The organism is Bifidobacterium crudilactis, assembly GCF_000738005.1.
Lineage (GTDB): Bacteria > Actinomycetota > Actinomycetes > Actinomycetales > Bifidobacteriaceae > Bombiscardovia > Bombiscardovia crudilactis.
The window spans coordinates 991,082-1,008,621 of record NZ_JHAL01000002.1 but is presented as its reverse complement, the minus strand read 5'-3'; the positions used below and the strand labels follow the sequence as shown (position 1 = coordinate 1,008,621).

11 protein-coding genes and 2 pseudogenes are annotated in these 17,540 nt (G+C 58.5%); 6 read left to right on the top strand and 7 right to left on the bottom strand.

The window, feature by feature from the left end; translation table 11 throughout:
* Positions 1 to 41 precede the first annotated feature (41 nt).
* The 3 genes from DB51_RS06465 to DB51_RS06455 form a co-directional block, all read right to left on the bottom strand.
* A complete protein-coding gene (locus DB51_RS06465) occupies positions 42 to 1,640 on the bottom strand; it encodes a YifB family Mg chelatase-like AAA ATPase (protein WP_034252674.1) in 1,599 nt (532 codons plus the stop codon).
* Positions 1,640 to 2,074, bottom strand: a complete 435-nt coding sequence (locus tag DB51_RS06460; RefSeq protein WP_034252671.1) for a YraN family protein — start codon at positions 2,072 to 2,074, stop codon at positions 1,640 to 1,642. The genes DB51_RS06465 and DB51_RS06460 overlap by 1 nt, the downstream gene beginning before the upstream one ends.
* Before the next feature lie 208 nt (positions 2,075 to 2,282).
* Complete coding sequence (locus tag DB51_RS06455; RefSeq protein ID WP_034252668.1) at positions 2,283 to 3,161, bottom strand: pyridoxamine kinase; 879 nt, start codon at positions 3,159 to 3,161, stop codon at positions 2,283 to 2,285.
* Between the two features lie 344 nt (positions 3,162 to 3,505).
* Between DB51_RS06455 and DB51_RS06450 the strand changes: the two genes are divergently transcribed.
* Positions 3,506 to 4,816, top strand: coding sequence for an O-acetylhomoserine aminocarboxypropyltransferase/cysteine synthase family protein (locus DB51_RS06450; RefSeq protein WP_034252665.1), 1,311 nt, complete (start codon positions 3,506 to 3,508; stop codon positions 4,814 to 4,816).
* Positions 4,817 to 5,047: 231 nt separating this feature from the next.
* Here the strand turns inward: DB51_RS06450 and DB51_RS06445 are convergent, their stop codons facing one another.
* The gene (locus tag DB51_RS06445) at positions 5,048 to 5,998 is read right to left on the bottom strand and encodes an aminodeoxychorismate lyase (RefSeq protein WP_034252662.1); all 951 of its coding nucleotides are present in this window, start codon (positions 5,996 to 5,998) and stop codon (positions 5,048 to 5,050) included.
* 333 nt (positions 5,999 to 6,331) lie between these two features.
* Here DB51_RS06445 and DB51_RS06440 point away from each other — a divergent pair, with 333 nt between their 5' ends.
* Together DB51_RS06440 and DB51_RS06435 are read left to right on the top strand one after the other, a co-directional pair.
* On the top strand, positions 6,332 to 7,282 hold the full coding sequence (locus DB51_RS06440; RefSeq protein ID WP_084674604.1) for an ABC transporter ATP-binding protein: 951 nt from the start codon (positions 6,332 to 6,334) through the stop codon (positions 7,280 to 7,282).
* Positions 7,283 to 7,363: 81 nt separating this feature from the next.
* Positions 7,364 to 10,036 carry an ABC transporter permease gene (locus DB51_RS06435; RefSeq protein WP_034252659.1) on the top strand — a complete coding sequence of 891 codons (2,673 nt, stop codon included), beginning with the start codon at positions 7,364 to 7,366 and terminating at the stop codon, positions 10,034 to 10,036.
* A 161-nt stretch (positions 10,037 to 10,197) separates the two neighbouring features.
* Here DB51_RS06435 and DB51_RS10625 read toward each other — a convergent pair.
* The 3 genes and pseudogenes from DB51_RS10625 to DB51_RS06425 all read right to left on the bottom strand — a co-directional run.
* A pseudogene (locus DB51_RS10625) lies at positions 10,198 to 10,407 on the bottom strand (response regulator transcription factor); the annotation flags it as partial.
* A 95-nt stretch (positions 10,408 to 10,502) separates the two neighbouring features.
* Positions 10,503 to 10,959: pseudogene (locus DB51_RS10620) on the bottom strand (response regulator); the annotation flags it as partial.
* A 143-nt stretch (positions 10,960 to 11,102) separates the two neighbouring features.
* Entirely contained in the window at positions 11,103 to 13,799 is a 2,697-nt protein-coding gene (locus DB51_RS06425; RefSeq protein ID WP_034252656.1) for a sensor histidine kinase, read from the bottom strand.
* A gap of 104 nt (positions 13,800 to 13,903) precedes the next feature.
* Between DB51_RS06425 and DB51_RS06420 the strand changes: the two genes are divergently transcribed.
* The 3 genes from DB51_RS06420 to ychF all read left to right on the top strand — a co-directional run bounded on the left by DB51_RS06420 (position 13,904) and on the right by ychF (position 17,491).
* Positions 13,904 to 15,334: an alpha/beta fold hydrolase gene (locus tag DB51_RS06420; protein WP_034252653.1), complete on the top strand. Its 1,431-nt coding sequence runs from the start codon at positions 13,904 to 13,906 to the stop codon at positions 15,332 to 15,334.
* Between the two features lie 168 nt (positions 15,335 to 15,502).
* Positions 15,503 to 16,294 (top strand): pyrroline-5-carboxylate reductase, encoded by a 792-nt coding sequence (gene proC, locus DB51_RS06415; protein WP_034254046.1) that lies wholly within the window; start codon positions 15,503 to 15,505, stop codon positions 16,292 to 16,294.
* Positions 16,295 to 16,405: 111 nt separating this feature from the next.
* Positions 16,406 to 17,491 (top strand): redox-regulated ATPase YchF, encoded by a 1,086-nt coding sequence (ychF, locus tag DB51_RS06410; RefSeq protein WP_034252649.1) that lies wholly within the window; start codon positions 16,406 to 16,408, stop codon positions 17,489 to 17,491.
* Positions 17,492 to 17,540: the final 49 nt, after the last annotated feature.

Sequence of the window (17,540 nt, the reverse complement as noted above, 5' to 3'; positions counted from 1 at the left end):
GGAGTGGTTGTCGTCCGGATGGGCGCTGGTGACCGGTCCATTCAGGACAGTCTGGTGCGCAGATGTATGCCCAGGTCAATGTCTTCAGTTTCGGGGCCGTCATGTCCATGCAGGTCGGCAAGAGTCCACGCCAAGCGCAATGCCCTGTCCGCGCCGCGCATGCTGAGCAGTGATGTACGAAGGGCCTGGTCTACTCGTGCCAGCACCGCCGGTGAGCTATGCTCGCGCAGCCATCCGCCTGTCGCCTCCGCATTGCATCGCCAGCCATGTTCCTGGTATCGGAGCCGTGCTTGTTCTCGCGCGGCAATGACTGTCGCTCGAATGCTCTCGCTGCTGTCCTTCTCGGAACCGGAGTCGGCAGGAAGGCATGGAACGTCAAGAACCTCCGTCTGAATATCTATGCGGTCGAGTATCGGTCCGGAGAGCCGATTCCAATATCGACGGCGTTCCCGCGACGCGCAGGTGCAACGTTCCCCTGTCCCGTACGCAAAGCCGCATGGGCATGGATTCGCAGCCATCAACAGTTGGAATCGTGCCGGATAGACGGTGGTTCCTTGCGATCTGGCAAGAGCGACGAGACCGGTTTCCAATGGTTCGCGTAAGGACTGCAACACCCTGGGTGAGAATTCAGGCGCTTCGTCCATGAACAGCACGCCGTGGTGGGCTCTGGTGATGGCTCCGGGTTGAGCCAGCCCTCCGCCACCACCGACAAGCGATGCATTCGAGGCGGTATGATGTGGAGCCTCGAAAGGCGGGATATCGGTGACCCCGTACTGCTGCAGAGTGCCACATAATGAGCGTATCGAAGCTACCTCAAGCTGTTCCACCTCGCCAAGCGGCGGCAGGATAGTCGGCAATCGTTCCGCCAGCATCGTTTTTCCTGAGCCCGGCGGTCCGGTCATAATCAGATGATGCCCGCCCGCTGCGGCTACGGTCAACGCCCACTTCGCCGATTCCTGACCGGAAACCTGACTCATGTCCACTCCGCCTGACCCTGGTCGATGCGCAGGGGATGTCGTTGCAGGGTCACGGTTTCCAAGAGTTGCGGGACCGGTGACCGAAACATTCGACAGGGGAGAAGACGAGGACTCGGCGTAGGTATTCGCGCTCGACGTCTTCAATTCGCAGGTGCCGCCTAATTGCAGAATCAGTTCAGTGAGATGGTGAAGACCGACGATGTCGATTCCCGGTATCAGTTCCGCCTCGTCCATATTGGCGGCCGGCACGAAAGCCTTCCGCACTCCACGCCGGGCGCCGTGCATAAGCATGGGGAGGATGCCGTTGATGGGCAGCACGCTGCCGTCGAGATTCAATTCTCCCAGAGCTATCATGCCGTCGAAATCTTTGGTCGGAATCATTCGTCCTGCGGCCAGCACACTGACCGCAATGGCCAGATCATGCGCTGCACCGCGCTTGGGCAGTGAGGCCGGTGACAGATTGACGGTAACGCGGGTTTCCGGCCATCGGAATCCCGACGCGGAACAGGCGGACCTGACCCGTTCCCGGGCTTCGTTGACCGAGGTATCCGGCAGGCCAATGATGGAGAAGTGGGGCAAGCCGGGGGATATGAAGGCCTGCATCTGCACGATGAAGCCCCGTAGCCCCACCATGCCGACGGACTGTGCGGTTCCGATGGCCATCAGAACGCCTTCATGATATGGCGTATCCGCAATGACGCACCGGACGCGTCCAAGGCGACGACATCGAAGCGTAGGCCATTGCGTCGGCAGCGGTGTTCGGGGGCCAGGAGCCACTGTGACGCAGCTGACCGCAGATTCATGCGTTTTCTGTAGGTAACGGCCTCTTGCCCGGTGCCCTGCCGGTTGCTTCTGCGCGTTTTGACTTCTACGAACACCAGTGTCCGCTCATCGTCGAAAGCCACGATATCGAGCTCCCCGTACCTGCTGCTCCAGTTGCGGTCGATAATGTCCCATCCTCTGGATTTCAACCAGGATGAGACGAACTCCTCGCCCAAACGACCGAGTGCCTGTGCATCGATGTTGGGATTCAGCAGTTCGCTGCCTAAGGTGTCGTGATTGCCGGAAGATTGTATCTGAGATGATTGTGCTGTCATGAGCACAGTCCATCATGCCGATGCGGAATCATCGAGGCCTGCACGGACGTGTGGTCGAATGTGCAGGCCTCGATGATGTATGTGGACCGTGTCCAATGCGTGGAGGCGGCTCTTGGTGTGCCGCCGCCTACCCGAGTCGCCACCCTGCGTGCCTTGCTGCATGTCTGTTTGCTGCAAAATTCGGTACGAGGCGAGAATGCCGAATAAGCTATGCGGCGACAAGGCCGGTGAGCTCTCCGAGATTGAGTTCGAAGCTTACCCCGCGCTGCTCGAAGTGCGGTTGCCTGCGGGTGCTGACCATGGCCGAACGAACGAATTCACCGGCGATTCTGGCGGATTCCGCCAGACCTTTTCCGGCGAGCACGGCACCGCACAGAGCCGAGGCGAAGGCGTCGCCTGTGCCGTGAATCATGTAGGGATGTTTGTCGTGCGTCAGTTCCACCGTGCCGGCGACGCCCGTCGATGCGGATGCGACGAAGTTGCGAATCTTGCCGTCCTGCCTGTCGATGCCTTTGAGCACGACGTTCTTCGCGCCGAGTCCAAGCAGCGTATCCATCCAGTCGTCGACCTCGTGGTCATCGAGATTTTGGCCGGGGTACTCTCTGTTCGCAAGAATGCTCGCCTCGGTGAGATTCGGCATCAGCACATCGGCGCCGTCGGCTAGCCTGCCCATCGCGTCGCAAAGTTCCTGGGTATACGTGGGATACATCTTCCCGCCGTCTCCCATCACGGGGTCCACCAGTCGAAGTGCACCCGGGTACTCGTTGTAAAGCCGCTGAATGATGTCGACCTGTGCGGCGCTCCCCAGGAAACCGCTGTATATGCCGTCTAGCTCGACGTCTTCCTTCTGCCAGGCGTCAAGATAGCCACCCAGCATATCGGTGGTGTCGTGGAAGGTGTAGTCCTTGTACATGGTGTGGGCGCTGAACAGTGCAGTGGGGACGGGGCAAACGTCGCAGCCCGCGGCCGAAAGGATGGGAATGGCCGCCGTCAGCGAGCACTTGCCGTATCCGCACATATCATGCACGGCGGCCACTCTGGGAATGTATTGCGGATCGCGCTCGTACAGCGTCACATCACTGGTCATGGAAACCCCTTATCTTCGCTTGGCAGACGGATGCATCAGGCAACGACTGTACCTTATGCGCCCATTTGCCTATGTTACCGACCATGTCAACGGTCTTTGCCCTTTTTCACAGGAGGGGCGGCGTGTTGAAACAGGCTTTTCGTCGTGCCCGAAATCGAAAGCCATTGCGAAATATGATGCCTGCAAAGCGTTATAAATACTTGCGATAACCGGAGGAGCTTCACAGCTTGTCAAAAGGAGCGTATCTGAACTACCTTCAAGACACAGGACAGTGACGGGATGTGGAAGTGCCACAGCCGTCACGCAGCAGTTCGCACATACGCCAACATCGTTAAGGAGTTACCGTGACCGAGAATCACTACAGGTTTGAAACCCAGCAGTTGCACGTCGGGCAGGAAGAAGCCGACCCGGCCACTGATGCCAGAGCCGTCCCCATCTACGCCACCACGAGCTATGTGTTCCATGACTTCGACCATGCAGAAGCACGATTCGGCTTGCAGGACCCGGGCAATATCTACGGCCGTCTGACCAACTCCACACAGGGTGTGTTCGAGAACCGCATCGCCGCGCTCGAAGGCGGCACCGCAGGCCTTGCCGTGGCATCAGGTGCCGCTGCGGTCGAATATGCCGTACGCAACATCACGCAAACCGGAGACCACATCGTCTCCGCGAAGAACATCTACGGTGGTACCTACAACCTGCTCCGCCACACGCTGCCCCGCGACGGCATCACCACGACCTTCATCGATCCGGAGGAGCCGCAGAACTTCGAGGATGCCATCCAGGACAACACCAAGCTCGTATTCTTCGAGACCTTCGGCAATCCCAACGCCGACCTCGTGGATTTTGAGGCGATTTCGCAGATTGCCCATAAGCATCATCTTCCGGTGATTGTCGACAACACCTTCGCCACCCCGTATCTCTTCCGTCCTTTGGAGCATGGAGCGGATGTGGTGGTCGAATCCGCCACCAAATTCATCGGAGGGCACGGCTCCACGCTTGGCGGCGTGGTGGTCGAAGGCGGCAACTTCGACTGGGCCGAGGTGCCGGGCAAGTTCCCGACACTCACCGAACCGGACCCGAGCTATCACGGCCTGAATTTCTTCGAGGCCCTGGGGCCGGCCGCCTTCGTTACACGCATTCGCGCGATTCTGCTGCGTGACACCGGTGCGACCCTGTCGCCCTTCGCCGCCTTCCTGCTGCTGCAGGGCACCGAGACACTGAGCCTGCGCGTCGAACGGCATGTGGAAAACGCCCTGAAGGTGGTCGATTACCTGCAGACCGTGCCCGAGGTCGAGCATGTCAGCCATCCCGCTGTTCCAGGCCGTCGCGACCACGAGCTGTATGAACGGTACTTCCCCAACGGCGCTGGTTCGATTTTCACCTTCGACATCAAGGGCGGCAAGGATGCGGCTCGCGTGTTCATCAACAACCTGCATCTGTTCTCGTTGCTTGCCAACGTGGCGGATGTGAAGTCTCTGGTGATTCACCCCGCATCGACCACCCATTCGCAGGAGACCCTTGAGGAACTTGAGGACCAGGGGATTCACCAGGGAACCATCCGACTCTCCATCGGCACCGAAAACATCGAGGATATCCTCGACGATCTCAAAGCTGGTTTTGCCGCAGTGAAAGCCTCCGGACTGGCCCAGTAACTCTAAACTCACAGAACGTGGCAACGCCCCATCGGCTCATTTCCCGATGGGGCGTTGCCGTATGCCGTTCAAAGGGCCACCTAATACGATAACTGCACTAAAAGTACAGCTTTTTCCGAGAAATTGTTGCTCAAAGCTATCCTTTTAGTGCAGTTATCTAATTCACCACGTCTGCAGTGAGCCAAGGCCGATATTTGATATGCACGCCTTGGGATTTATACCTGATATTTCTCAGACTTTTGGTCCAATGGACAATGCGTCGTCATGAGTGCGTCCGGTGTGGATGGCATCGTTCATTGCCGCCACGAATTCGGCGTCGACGGAGTAGTGGTTGCCATCCAACTCGCCTACGGGAATCACCCAACCACCGTGCGTCATGTAGAGGCTGTCCGCCTCGAGCAACTGCTCGAAGGGGAGTTTCCTGTATTCGAAGCTGCCGCCTTCTTGCTGCGCGAAGGCGAACAACTCACGTTGGCTGGTGCCGTGCAGAATACCGATGGAGGGGTCCGGAGTGACGTAATGGTTGCCGAAACCTGCGACTATCGAGGAATTCGGGCATTCCAACACGAATCCATCCTCGGTCGTCAGAATCGCGTCTCCGACGGAGTGCCGGTCGCATTCCCTGTGTATGGCCTGATTGACGGCATAGCTGAGGGTTTTCGCCCCGTTCAGCAGCCAGGGAGCTTTGGCTGTGATGTCGGACGAATACCCTCTGGTCAACGACATCATGGAAATGGGATCGGTTTCATGCAGATTGCCCATGGAGTCAATGAACATCCACACACTCGGCAGGCCATCGCTGCCCTTGCCGACGCCGGTAGCGTCATCCATGCCTCGCGAGATGAGTATTCGCAGCAAAGGACCGGGCTCGTCGCCGTCATAATGGGCTATGAGATCCTCCACCGCCTGCGTAAACGCCGCCATATTCGGCTCGGGCATATCCATGAGCCTGGCGGAATAGGCGAGTCTGAGCAGATGGTTCTCCAGCGATACCGGATACCCCTTCCATACGGTGGTCGCTTCGAAGATGCCGTCACCTCTGGTAACCGCCAGGTCGAATGGGGAGACAATCAGAGCCTCCGGTTCAACGAATTCCAGCAGCTTGCCGCTTCGTCCCGCGGATGGAGCCTTCGCAGAGAACAGGGCAGAGGCATTGCCTTTGCCAAGAACGATATTTGCCATACGTATTCCTTTCGACCTTTGTGCAGGAAGGGTTCCGTCCAGGAGGTGTGTACCGGCCCGGCAACGTGTTGTGCATATGGTTCAAGGCTATATGCGCCACGCGGTTGCGTACAGCATACGCATGGCAAGATTACGTTCAGGTATTCGACGTTAAGCGCCTATTCACGCTCAGTTGCAAGTTGTCGCCGCTTTCCTCATTCTCTGGGATGATTCGCGCGATTCCTCATGTTCCCGAAGTCACCCTCACGCACGATGACGGCCCGGACCACGCCCGGATAGTTTGGTGACAGTACATCGGAGAGTCTCCGGTTCGCTGTTCAGAGAGAGGAAGCCATGAGCCATACGAGTGAATCACCAACAGTGGAAAACGGCAATATATGGGACGACACCCGCAATCAGACCACGGCGGGCTCCGCAAACCCCGGCGGTACCGCGGAGGGGAGCGCAGCCGCAGCCATCAGCGGTGTGCATGCTTATGTGACCAAGCGTCCCGGAGTGGCGATCGAGGCAGTGGATCTGGTCAAGGACTATGGCGAGGACGAGAACGTCGTCCATGCGCTGCGTGGGGTGAACGTGAGTTTCGAGCAGGGCAGGTTCACTACCATTATGGGGCCGTCCGGTTCGGGCAAATCGACGTTGATGCATACACTGGCCGGTCTTGATACGCCGACCAGCGGCAACATCGTCTTTTCCGGTTCGGATATCACGACGATGAACGACAAGCAGCTGACCTTGATGAGAAGGAACAACGTCGGATTCATCTTCCAGAGCTTCAACCTACTGCCGATGTTCACGGCGGAACAGAACATCGTCATGCCGCTGACACTCGCCGGAGCGAAGCCTGACAAGCAGTGGATGCGCACTCTGGTCGAGACGCTCGGTCTCGAAGGTCGTCTCGACCATCGTCCTCATGAGCTTTCCGGCGGACAGCAGCAGCGCGTGGCCATTGCCCGAGCGCTGATCAGCAAGCCGTCCATCGTGTTCGCCGATGAGCCCACGGGCAATCTCGATTCGGTGTCGAGCGCCGAAGTGCTTGAATTCCTCAAGCGTTCCGTTCGTGAATTCGCACAGACCATCATCATGGTGACGCATGACGCTGTCGCCGCCTCCTATGCCGATCGGGCCATCGTCTTCGCGGATGGTCGGATCGTGGCGGATGTACAGCATCCCACGGCTGACCAGATGAACGCCCTGCTGTTGGAGGAACGGCGCAAGACCTCCGCAGCCGCGTTCAATGGTAGCCGCAGCAGGGATGCCGTCGATGCCGGAGCGAAGCTTCGGTGAATGCTCATACTCGGCGCTCATGGTGGTTGAACCGGTCGGGCGGCGGTGTGTTGGAAAGTCTGAGATAAGGAATTCACGTATATGTGGTCAATAACGTTCAAACTCATGAAACGCAGTATGCGAATGCTCGTTCCCGCGGGTATCGCCATCATCATCGGCACGATGTTCGTATCAAGTACCTTCCTGTTCGGGAATGCGCTCGATCATTCATTGAGGCAGCAGGTGTCCGCCAGTTTCGGAGACGCGCAGTATGCGGTGAGCAATACCGGCAGCTCTGATGCGGAAGACGGCAGAAGTACATCCGAAACCGTTGCGAGCATGAATCTGGATCGCATTCGCGAGATACAGGGTGTTTCCGGTGTGCGTCCCGACACGGTCAGCCAGATCGAGATTTCGGGAGGCAGCCGCAACGAACATTCCTCCACGGCCGTGATAGGCATGGCCAATTCGAGCGGCGTCATGCCTGTCAGCCTTGCATCAGGGCTGTGGCCTGCGCATTCGGGTGAAATCGCTGTTCCCGAGTCGATGGCGAATTTGCTGTCGCTGCATGTCGGCGACACGGTCAAAAGCACGGCCCCGTCAGGTGGTGACGAAGCAGGACAGAACGATTCCCGGACGATGACGGTCGTCGGTATCAGCAAGGACACGGCAGGCGCCTATGCGTATTACGGCGGTGCCGCAATCGTGGTGGAGCAGGATTTTGCCGGCTTGGCCGGTTTTGGCTCCACAACAAACTTTGAGAATCTGCCCATCTCCACGATGTTCATCGAACTCGCACCTGCGACGGCGGAACAGCAGACGCTGACCTTGCGTAAAATAGATGCGGCGCTTCCACACGGTTTCCAGGTCAAAGAGCGTAAAGCCCTTGAGGACAGCATGATGAAAAGCCTCGGAGGCGGACAGGTGAATATCACCACGACCTTCATTCTTGCATTCGGCGTGCTCGCGATGTTCGTCGCCGCCATAGTCATCGCGAACACCTTCCAGGTGATGATCGCGCAGCGACGCAGGACGTTGGCCCTGCTCAGAACGATAGGCGCTCGCAAATCCCAGCTCTACGCTTCGGTGCTCGTCGAGGCGAGCATCCTCGGACTCGTGTGCTCGGTGGTGGGTGTAGGGTGCGCCTTGCTGCTGATGACCTTGCTTGGCGTCAGTGGTGTCAATCTTGCCGGAGCGCAGTTCAGTGTGGTGCTGTCATGGCCCGTGTTCGTCGTGCCGATACTGTTCGGCATTGTCATCACCATCCTGGCATCATCCGGCTCCGCACGCGCAGCGACTGGGGTTACGCCACTTGAGGCCTTGCAACCAATGGAAGCCTCTGTGAAAAGGCGTCACGGGTGGCTTTCGACGATGACGAGTCTGCTCCTGATGGTTCTCGGAGTGGTGGCCGTCATACTGCCCATAGTGCTGACCAGAAGGTCGCTCACCGGTGAATCCGCTGCGTTGACCGCTGATCAGTCCACGCAGATACTGGGTGTGGGAATACTCGGCGTGATGATGTTCTTCGTCGGGGTGCTGTTGTGTTCGAGCCGATGGATGCCATGGCTGCTCAAGGGCGTAGGTGCACTGCTGTCGCACATCGGACCGGCCACGCGGATCGCTTCCGCCAACATCCAGAAGAATCCTAGGCGTGTGGCTTCGACGGGTGCCGCGCTGCTCATAGGAGTCACTCTGGTGTCATGCCTGGGAACGGGTGCGGCCAGTGCGAAGCAGACGATGAGCAATGCCTTGGATGCTCGATACAGTGTCGATATTCAGGTGACTGGAAATCATCTCACTGCCGCGGATGTGAACAAAGTCAAGAAGGTTGGCGGTGTGCATGCGGCAGGCTTGGTGCCGACCGTACCTGCCATGCTGTCAGTGGACGGACACCAGCAGGGGATGAGTGTGTACGAGCTTTCAGCGTCCGGTGTGAGCGAACTGATGCATGCATCGGTTTCCGCTGTTCAGGATGGTGACATCCTGGTGCCGAAGGCGCTGGCCACCGGCAAGAACGGTCTGGTACAGGGGAGCAAGGTGACCCTGGGGCTGAATGCATCGGGCTCTGATAACGGTCAGGACGGTACATCCTCCACTGGGACGGCACAGAACGGGGTGTCCAGGGAGTTCCGAGTCGTTGGCGCCAACTACAGGGGCGTCGAGAGCGACAACGAATTGTATGGCATCGTCAAACCGGGGACGCTCGGCGCGGCGGGCATCCGTGCCGAGGGCAACGAGATATGGATTAGTTCGGACGGGCAGCAGAATGCCGGAACGTTGGTCACCAACATCAAGGACACATTGAGCGATGTGGATGGCGTCAACGTCGGCGGATCCATAGCCGTCAGGTCGCAATGGGAACAGATCGTCAACGTGCTGCTGATGATACTGGTCGCCTTGCTGGCCGTCGCCGTGGTGATTGCGTTGATAGGCGTGGCGAATACGCTGAGTCTTTCGGTGATCGAACGCTTGCGGGAATCGGCGACTCTGCGAGCCATCGGTATGACCAGAGGACAACTGCGAGCCTCGCTGGCGATCGAAGCTCTGCTCATCTCCGGCTGCAGCGTTGTCGTGGGACTGGTTCTCGGCACCGTTTTCGGATGGATCGGGTCCTACCTGGTATTCGCACAATTCGGCGCGGTCGCCTATCCGCTTGATTGGGGGATGGATGCGGCCATCGTTGGGGTGGCGGTGGTCGCAGCGCTGCTTGCCAGCGTCCTTCCGGCCAAACATGCGGTGAGCACATCGCCCGTCGAGGCGCTCGCTGAAGCCTAAATGCGAGTGTGTGCATCGTTGTGGGAGCTCATCTGCAGATGTTGAGATGATAACTGCACTAAAAGGACAGCTTTTCCCGAGAAATTGTTGCGAAAAGCTGTCCTTTTAGTGCAGTTATCGTATTCGGTGGCCCTTTTGCACGCCAATATGCGACGGACGGTTTAGACGAGGTGATTCTCGTACGCGAATACCACCGCCTGCACCCGGTCCCGGGCGTTGATTTTTTGCAGGATATGGGCGACGTGCGTTTTGACGGTCGGCAGGCTGATGAACAGCAGGTCGGCGATTTCCTGATTGCTCAGACCGTGGGCTATCTCGATGAGCACCTCGCGTTCACGCTGGGTGAGCTCGGCCAATTCCGGGTCGATGTATTCCCCGGAATTCCTGTCGGTCTCATGCGACGGGCCGGATGGGCCGCTTTCCTGTGCGGTGTTGCGGTCGGCAGCCAGCTGCGCTTCCTCCTGAAGCATGTTTTCTATCAGTCGACGCGTGGCGGACGGAGCGATGATGGCGTTGCCCTGTTTGACTGTTCGTATGGATGCCAACAGCGTCTCGGGTTCGGTGTCCTTGAGCAGAAATCCCGAAGCTCCGGCATTGATGGCGGCCATCACGTATTCATCGAGGTCAAAAGTGGTCAGTATCACCACTCTGGTAATCTCCGGAGCGCCGTCTTGGGATGTGGCGGAACCCGACTCGGTGATGCGACGGGTCGCCTCGATGCCATCCATAAGCGGCATGCGGACATCCATCAGCACCACGTCGGGATGAAGACTTTCCGCCAAGGACAGAGCTTCCCGGCCGTCGGCAGCCTGTCCTACAACGCGCATATCGTGCTGCGAACCGATGACCAGGGAGAAACCCGCACGGACCAATTCCTGGTCATCGGCGATAACCACGGTGATGACCTGGTCTTCGTGCTCCATCATGTTCCCTCTTCTCCTGCTGCGCACGGTCGCCACCGTCAAGCTGATACCACCGTACGGTCATGTGCGAGCATGCTCATTCTACTGAATATTCGTCCTGGGAAATCATCGTTCTACGCAATCCGCGCGTACACGACACAGGATTACCTGGTGCCGGAATCCGATGAAGTCACTCGGGCAAGGTGTTTAAGCTGTTCTTCCAGAGTGGGTGCGGGTGCGAGATCCATGCCGTCCTGAGGAGTCCCGGAGGTTGTCTCGCCGCCGGCATCGCTTTTCGACTCCCGCAATATGCGCAGCAGACGGCGCATATGGGCCAGAGCGAGTCTGCCTTCCTTGCCAATTGCCGCGAAAGAGTCCTGCACGTTTTGCGCGACTTCCTTCTGACTCGTGTCGGTAATCGTATCGAGATTGTCGAGTCCGTCAATCGCCTTTCGTCTGACTGCCTGCAGCGTGCTGGTGACTTCGTGTTGGATGGCATTGCCGATGCGGTCCCGTTCTACGCTGGCCGCCAGACGGCGTTGCTGCTCCTCTTCGTCGCGGAGGGCCTCTTCGCGTTCTCTCAGTACCAGGGCGTTGTTGCCCTTGGTCCTCGTCCACAAGGCTGATGCGGTTGTGGCGCTGCACAGAGCCAAGGTGCCCAGACCGATGACCACGGACGCTGTGAGTGACGTGGAGAGGGAATCCGTGCTGGAGCTGTTCACCAGCGGAGATTTGAACATTGCCAGGAGCAGTGTCGGATAGCCCCAGAACTCGGCGACGAAGAGCTTTACCCCAAGAAGGACGCACATCGCGAAGGTCGTGATGATGGTCCAGCGGATACGTGAGGACGGACCCAGCAGAATCACCGCATGAAGGTACAGGAGGGCCAGAATGTTGACCAGGTAGACATCAGGAACGCACAGCAGTTGCAGGACGCACGCCACGACCACGATGCCTGCGGTCGTCTGGGGGAAACGGCGGCGAAAACACAGCGGCGCGACCAAGGCGAAGATGACGAAGGCCGCACCGACCGGAGCCGTCTTTTCGGTAATCGGCAATATATCCGAAAAGGTCACGAGTCCGCTCCATAACGCCTGGCTCCAAATGCCCAGAACGATGATGACCGCCATGATCAGGGTGTCTATCAGCGTGTAGTGGCGTTCGCTCCATTGCGACAGACGTTCTATCAGGTTGAAGCGCTTGCCTGATGCGGAGGATGCCTGCTCGAAGGGTTTGGAACGCAGATGATGAAAGAATTCGGTGATGCGTTCCTTCAGCCCTGGATTATGAGAGTCCTCCGCGCCGGATGTTTCCTGGTGACTGGCATGGCTCAGCGGCAGCTCGGCCTCCACGAGGAATCCGCCCTGCGGCATGGGTCCCGCCTGGACGCGGCCACCCAGGGCCTCCACACGTTCCTTCATTCCCAGCAGGCCGAAACCAGGTTGGTGCCCGTCCTGTGTGGAACCCATGCCCAGACCATTGTCCTGGATGCTGATGTGCAACCCGGAATTCGACCAGCGTTCCCGAAGGAGCACCTGAACATCGTCTCCGGCATATTTGTTGATGTTGCTGAATGATTCCTGGACCATGCGATATGCGGCCGTGGACGCTGCCGGACTCAAGGCATCGATTCGGGGAGTGCCGTCTATGCGATGAACAATCCTGTGGTTTCCGGGCAGTGAATCATGTTCGCGAATCAGCTCGTCAATCGTCTCGAAGCCCAGCTCGGCAGTCTCACCACTCTGAACCACGATGGCGGAAGCGGCGCTGCCGATGTGCTTGCGTGGCGTCGAATCGTCAGTACCCTGCGGGAATGCACCGCGATTCGACCTGAGCGGTGTCGCTTCGGGAAGTGGCGTCGTCGCATGCCCGCCGGTCATTCGCGGAATATCGGCCGGAGAATCCTCGAAGATGCCCAGCAGCTGGCGCATGTTCCGCAGGGCGGCATCGCTTTCACGGTCGATTGTCTGCATCGTCGAACGGGCTATGCCGAGGTCATGGGAACCCGCGTATCGCCCTGCATCGGATTGCACGATAATCGTGGATAAGGTGTGCGCCACGACATCGTGCATGTCTCTGGCAATGCGCCGTCGCTCCGCGAGGGCTGCAATGCGTGCCTCCTCGCGTTGTCTCGCTTCGAGAGAGGCGTTTCGTTCCTGCATCATCCGGATGGTGTACAGGCGTGCCCTCTGCCAGAAAGCCATGATGATGACCGCGACCAGGCATATGAGGAAGAGAAGCAATACGGCTGTCGCATTTGTGGAGACGTCCCTGATGCAGGGCCATGGCACAAGGTCGGGGCTGTTGCTCGGGCAGGAGTCATATCCCAGCCATCCGGTGGTGTTCGCGGCATCAGAGAACAACGGTCCGATGGTGTAGCTCGATGTGATGACGGCCGTGGCAATCAGCGACATCATGAAGGACAATGCGATGAAGGCCCGGGTGTTGCGGGGGTCGCCGTACACAATGACCGAATACAGCATCACCAGAGCAACCACGTCGGTGAGCATGATGGAAGGGCCGAATATCATGTGCAGCATGCACAGCCCCACGAAGGTCAGGGCGGCGATCTGCGGGTATCGACGTCTCATGGCGAGGGGAAGGATATATATCTGCGACCATATGACCTGACCGATGTCGGAAACGCTGAACAGCAGGCCTTGCGCGTTTTCGGTGCTGACGATCACCATTCCCGTCAGAACGCACAGCGGAAGAAACAGCAGCAGGTCCACGATGACGGTATGCCTGTCCATCCATCCCACGACGCGTTCCATAAGACCCATGATTCGAGGGTAACGCCTGCCGGTGGCGTGGCGCGTGCTTCCCAAGGATGATTCCGAGAATTCCTTGTGCATCGGCATACACTGGATTCGGATGATGAATGATGTTCGGCGCTGATTCGACTCGTTGGCAGTGGTATGCCGAATCGCCGTCGTGCGCAGACGCTGCGCAGAAAGGTTGATGGATGACGAAACTGGCCAGCTACTATATTCCCGGCATGTATGTCGAGGACCACTCGTGCAAGGTGCCGCTTGACTGGAACGGGAACACACCGGGACAAGGTTTCGAAGGCAAGGCCATCAGTCTGTTCTACAGAGTGCTGTGTGCGCCCGAGCGTGTGAACCAGGACCTTCCGGTCCTGCTGTTTCTTCAGGGCGGTCCCGGCGGTGCGGGGCCGAGGCCTTTGGATACGCATAGCGACGGTTGGATTGACGAAGCACTCAGGCACTTTCGCATTGTGCTTCCGGACCAGCGTGGCACGGGCCGCTCGGAGCATCTCGACGCGAGCACGATGACGGCTTTCGGCGACCCAAGGCAGGCCGCGGCATTTCTCAAGCATTTCCTGGCAGATTCGATTGTCAGAGACTTCGAGCATCTGCGCAGAACCTCATTCGGCAACCGCGCCTGGGTGACGCTCGGGCAGAGCTACGGCGGGTTCCTCACGATGAGTTACCTGTCGATGTTCCCCGAAGGCGTCGCCACGGCATTCACCACAGGCGGCATTCCTCATATCCCGGCAGATGCCGTTGAGGTGTATCGGCATACCTTCCCAAGGATGCAGGCCAAAACACGGCAATATTATGCGCGATACCCGCAGGACGTCGAACGGGTGTCAACGGTGGTCGAACTGCTGAACACGCAGAAAGTGTCATTGGAGAACGGCGATGCCCTAACCCCGGAGCGTCTGCAGACATTGGGAAGCGACTTCGGCATGAAGCCGAGTTTCGAGCGCATGCATTGGCTGTTCGACACCGCGTTCAGCAACGGGGATGGTTCGCTTTACGGAGCTTCAGACCCTGCTGCTTCACACCCTGCTGCTTCACACAGTGCTGTTTCGCACAGTGCCGCTTCACACAGTGGAAGCGGCATACGTCTGAGCGATGATTTTCTCAACGCCGTCATGACTCGCACGTCAACCAAGTCCCTCTACTGGCCGTTGCAGGAGTTTATCTATGCGGATGGCGACATCGAACCCCTGCGATGGGCCGCACAGCGCGTTCGTGACGAACTGCCCGAATTCGGCAGTGACCGTCGTCCTCTGCTCTTCACCGGAGAGGCCATCTTCCCGTGGATGTTCGAGCAGGAACGCCAGTTGCGGCCGTTCAAGGCGGCCGTCGACGTGCTGATGGAAGAGTCTCATTGGAACAGCATCTACGATGCAAAGCGTTTGGCAGCGAACGACGTGCCCTTGCAATCCGCGGTGTACTACGACGACATGTATGTGGATTCTGGCATGCAACTGGATACGCTGTCGCGCGTCGGCAATGCACATGCGTGGGTCACCAACAGCTACGAACACGATGGTGTGCACGGTGACGTGGTATTTCGGACGCTATTCGACCAGGCCAGGGACAGGGGAGACCTGGAGGCCGTATTCGCGCAGGCCAAAGGATAGTACGTGTACGCTGCGGGAGAACCCGGCGCACGGCCGGGTTGCGCATATATGCACAGTGTGGCTGGATAGAGTCAGCGGGGTCGGCGCGGTTCACGGGGTGTTGGCATGGCATTGCACCACCCTGCAAACGTGGCAAGATTGATGCGGATGAAAGGACATGATATGGAATTGAGCAGTCTGACAGTCGGATTTATCGGATACGGCAATATGGCGCAGGCCATCGCGCAAGGTCTGGTCGATGCCGGGGTGGTGAGAGGCAATCAGATAGTCGCATGTGCCGGCCATTTCGAGAAATTGCAGGAATCCACGAAGTCCATCGGCGCGAGAGCATTGCATTCCGCGGCCGAGGTGGCCGCCGCGGCCGATGTGGTGATCGTCGCCGTGAAACCCTATCTTGTCGAAAAACTCTGCAAGCCGATCGCAAGCGAACTTGCGAATGATTCCACTTTCGTCGTTTCCATCGCGGCAGGGTTCACGCTGGAACGATTCGCCGCCTTCCTGCCCGAACAGGCCCACGTGGTGTGCACCATCCCGAACACTCCGATTGCCGTCGGCCAGGGTGTGCTGGTCACCGAATCCTCGGACACTCTTACGGACGAGCAGCGTGAGCTCTTCCACGACTTGTTCCATGACATCGCGCTGATCGAAACCGTGGAATCCTCGCAGCTCTCTATCGGCGGCACCATAGCCGGATGCGGCCCTGCCTATGCGGCGATGTTCATCGAGGCGCTCGCCGATGCCGGTGTGAAGCATGGCTTGCCACGAGCCTCGGCCTACCGGCTTGCGGCGAAGATGGTCCAGGGGACCGGTGCTTTGAACATCGCAAGCGGCACGATTCCCGCCGCCATGAAGGATGCCGTCTGCTCGCCCGGCGGCACCACAATCAAAGGTGTCGCGGAGCTTGAGCGGCACGCTTTCAGAGGTGCCGTCATCGACGCCATCGACGCCGTGGAAGCATAATTCATGCATTTACGGAGATGACTGCATCACCAGGACAGCTTTCGAGCGTTTTTTCGCAACGTTGCTATTCTTTTGAAGCAGTTATCTTCCTTCGACAATAGACTGGACACCATGTCACTAACCATAGGAATCGTCGGTTTGCCCAATGTCGGCAAATCCACCATGTTCAACGCATTGACCCGAAACAATGTTCTTGCAGAGAACTACCCCTTCGCCACCATCGAACCGAATACGGGTATCGTGCCTTTGCCGGACAAGCGTCTGGCCCCGCTGGCCGAGCTGGTGCACACTCAGAAAATCATCCCGGCCACGGTGACCTTCGTCGACATCGCGGGCATCGTCAAGGGAGCTTCCGAGGGGGAGGGTCTGGGCAACAAGTTCCTTGCCAACATTCGCGAGGCGGATGCCATCTGCGAAGTGGTGAGGGCCTTCGAGGACGACGACATCGTGCACGTCAACGGCAAGGTCGATCCTTCGGACGACATCGACACCATCGACACCGAGCTGATTTTGGCGGACCTGCAGACCATCGAGACGGCTTTGCCCCGTCTGGAGAAGGATCTGCGCGGTCGGAAGATCACACCGGCGTATCTGGATGCGGTGAAGAAGGCCCAGGAGATTCTCGAGGCTGGGGAGACCATAGACCATGCCGCAAATGCCAAGAGGATTGACAAAGACGACATCTATGACCTGCATCTGCTGACCGCCAAGCCCTTCATCTATGTCTTCAACGTCGATGACGACGAGTTGCAGAACGACGAGCTGAAACAGCGCCTGTCCGCTTCTGTGGCGCCTGCGCCGTCGATTTTCCTCAACGCCCAGTTCGAAGCCGATCTGACCGAACTCGATGAGGACGATGCCAAGGAGATGCTCTCGGATGCAGGGCTGAAGGAATCCGGCCTCGACCAGCTGGCCCGCGTCGGATTCGACATCCTCGGGCTTCAGACCTTCCTCACGGCAGGAGAGAAGGAGGTCCGCGCCTGGCAGATTCATCAGGGTTGGACCGCACCGCAGGCCGCCGGCGTGATTCACACCGATTTCGAAAAAGGCTTCATCAAAGCCGAAATCGTCTCCTATGACGACCTCATCACCGCAGGTTCCTATGCCAAGGTCAAAGAAGAGGGCAAGCTTCGCCTTGAAGGCAAGGAATACGTCATGCAGGACGGCGACATCGTCGAGTTCCGTTTCAACGTATGAGTTTGTCAATGTGACGACCGGTTCAGCCTACGAAGGTAGGTCCAGGGCC

Coding starts and splice junctions, on each gene's coding strand:
- DB51_RS06465 (WP_034252674.1), bottom strand. CDS start 1,640: ATGGCCATCGGAACCGCACAGTCCGTCGGCATGGTGGGGCTACGGGGC.
- DB51_RS06460 (WP_034252671.1), bottom strand. CDS start 2,074: ATGACAGCACAATCATCTCAGATACAATCTTCCGGCAATCACGACACC.
- DB51_RS06455 (WP_034252668.1), bottom strand. CDS start 3,161: ATGACCAGTGATGTGACGCTGTACGAGCGCGATCCGCAATACATTCCC.
- DB51_RS06445 (WP_034252662.1), bottom strand. CDS start 5,998: ATGGCAAATATCGTTCTTGGCAAAGGCAATGCCTCTGCCCTGTTCTCT.
- DB51_RS06440 (WP_084674604.1), top strand. CDS start 6,332: ATGAGCCATACGAGTGAATCACCAACAGTGGAAAACGGCAATATATGG.
- DB51_RS06435 (WP_034252659.1), top strand. CDS start 7,364: ATGTGGTCAATAACGTTCAAACTCATGAAACGCAGTATGCGAATGCTC.
- DB51_RS06425 (WP_034252656.1), bottom strand. CDS start 13,799: ATGCCGATGCACAAGGAATTCTCGGAATCATCCTTGGGAAGCACGCGC.
- DB51_RS06420 (WP_034252653.1), top strand. CDS start 13,904: ATGACGAAACTGGCCAGCTACTATATTCCCGGCATGTATGTCGAGGAC.
- ychF (WP_034252649.1), top strand. CDS start 16,406: ATGTCACTAACCATAGGAATCGTCGGTTTGCCCAATGTCGGCAAATCC.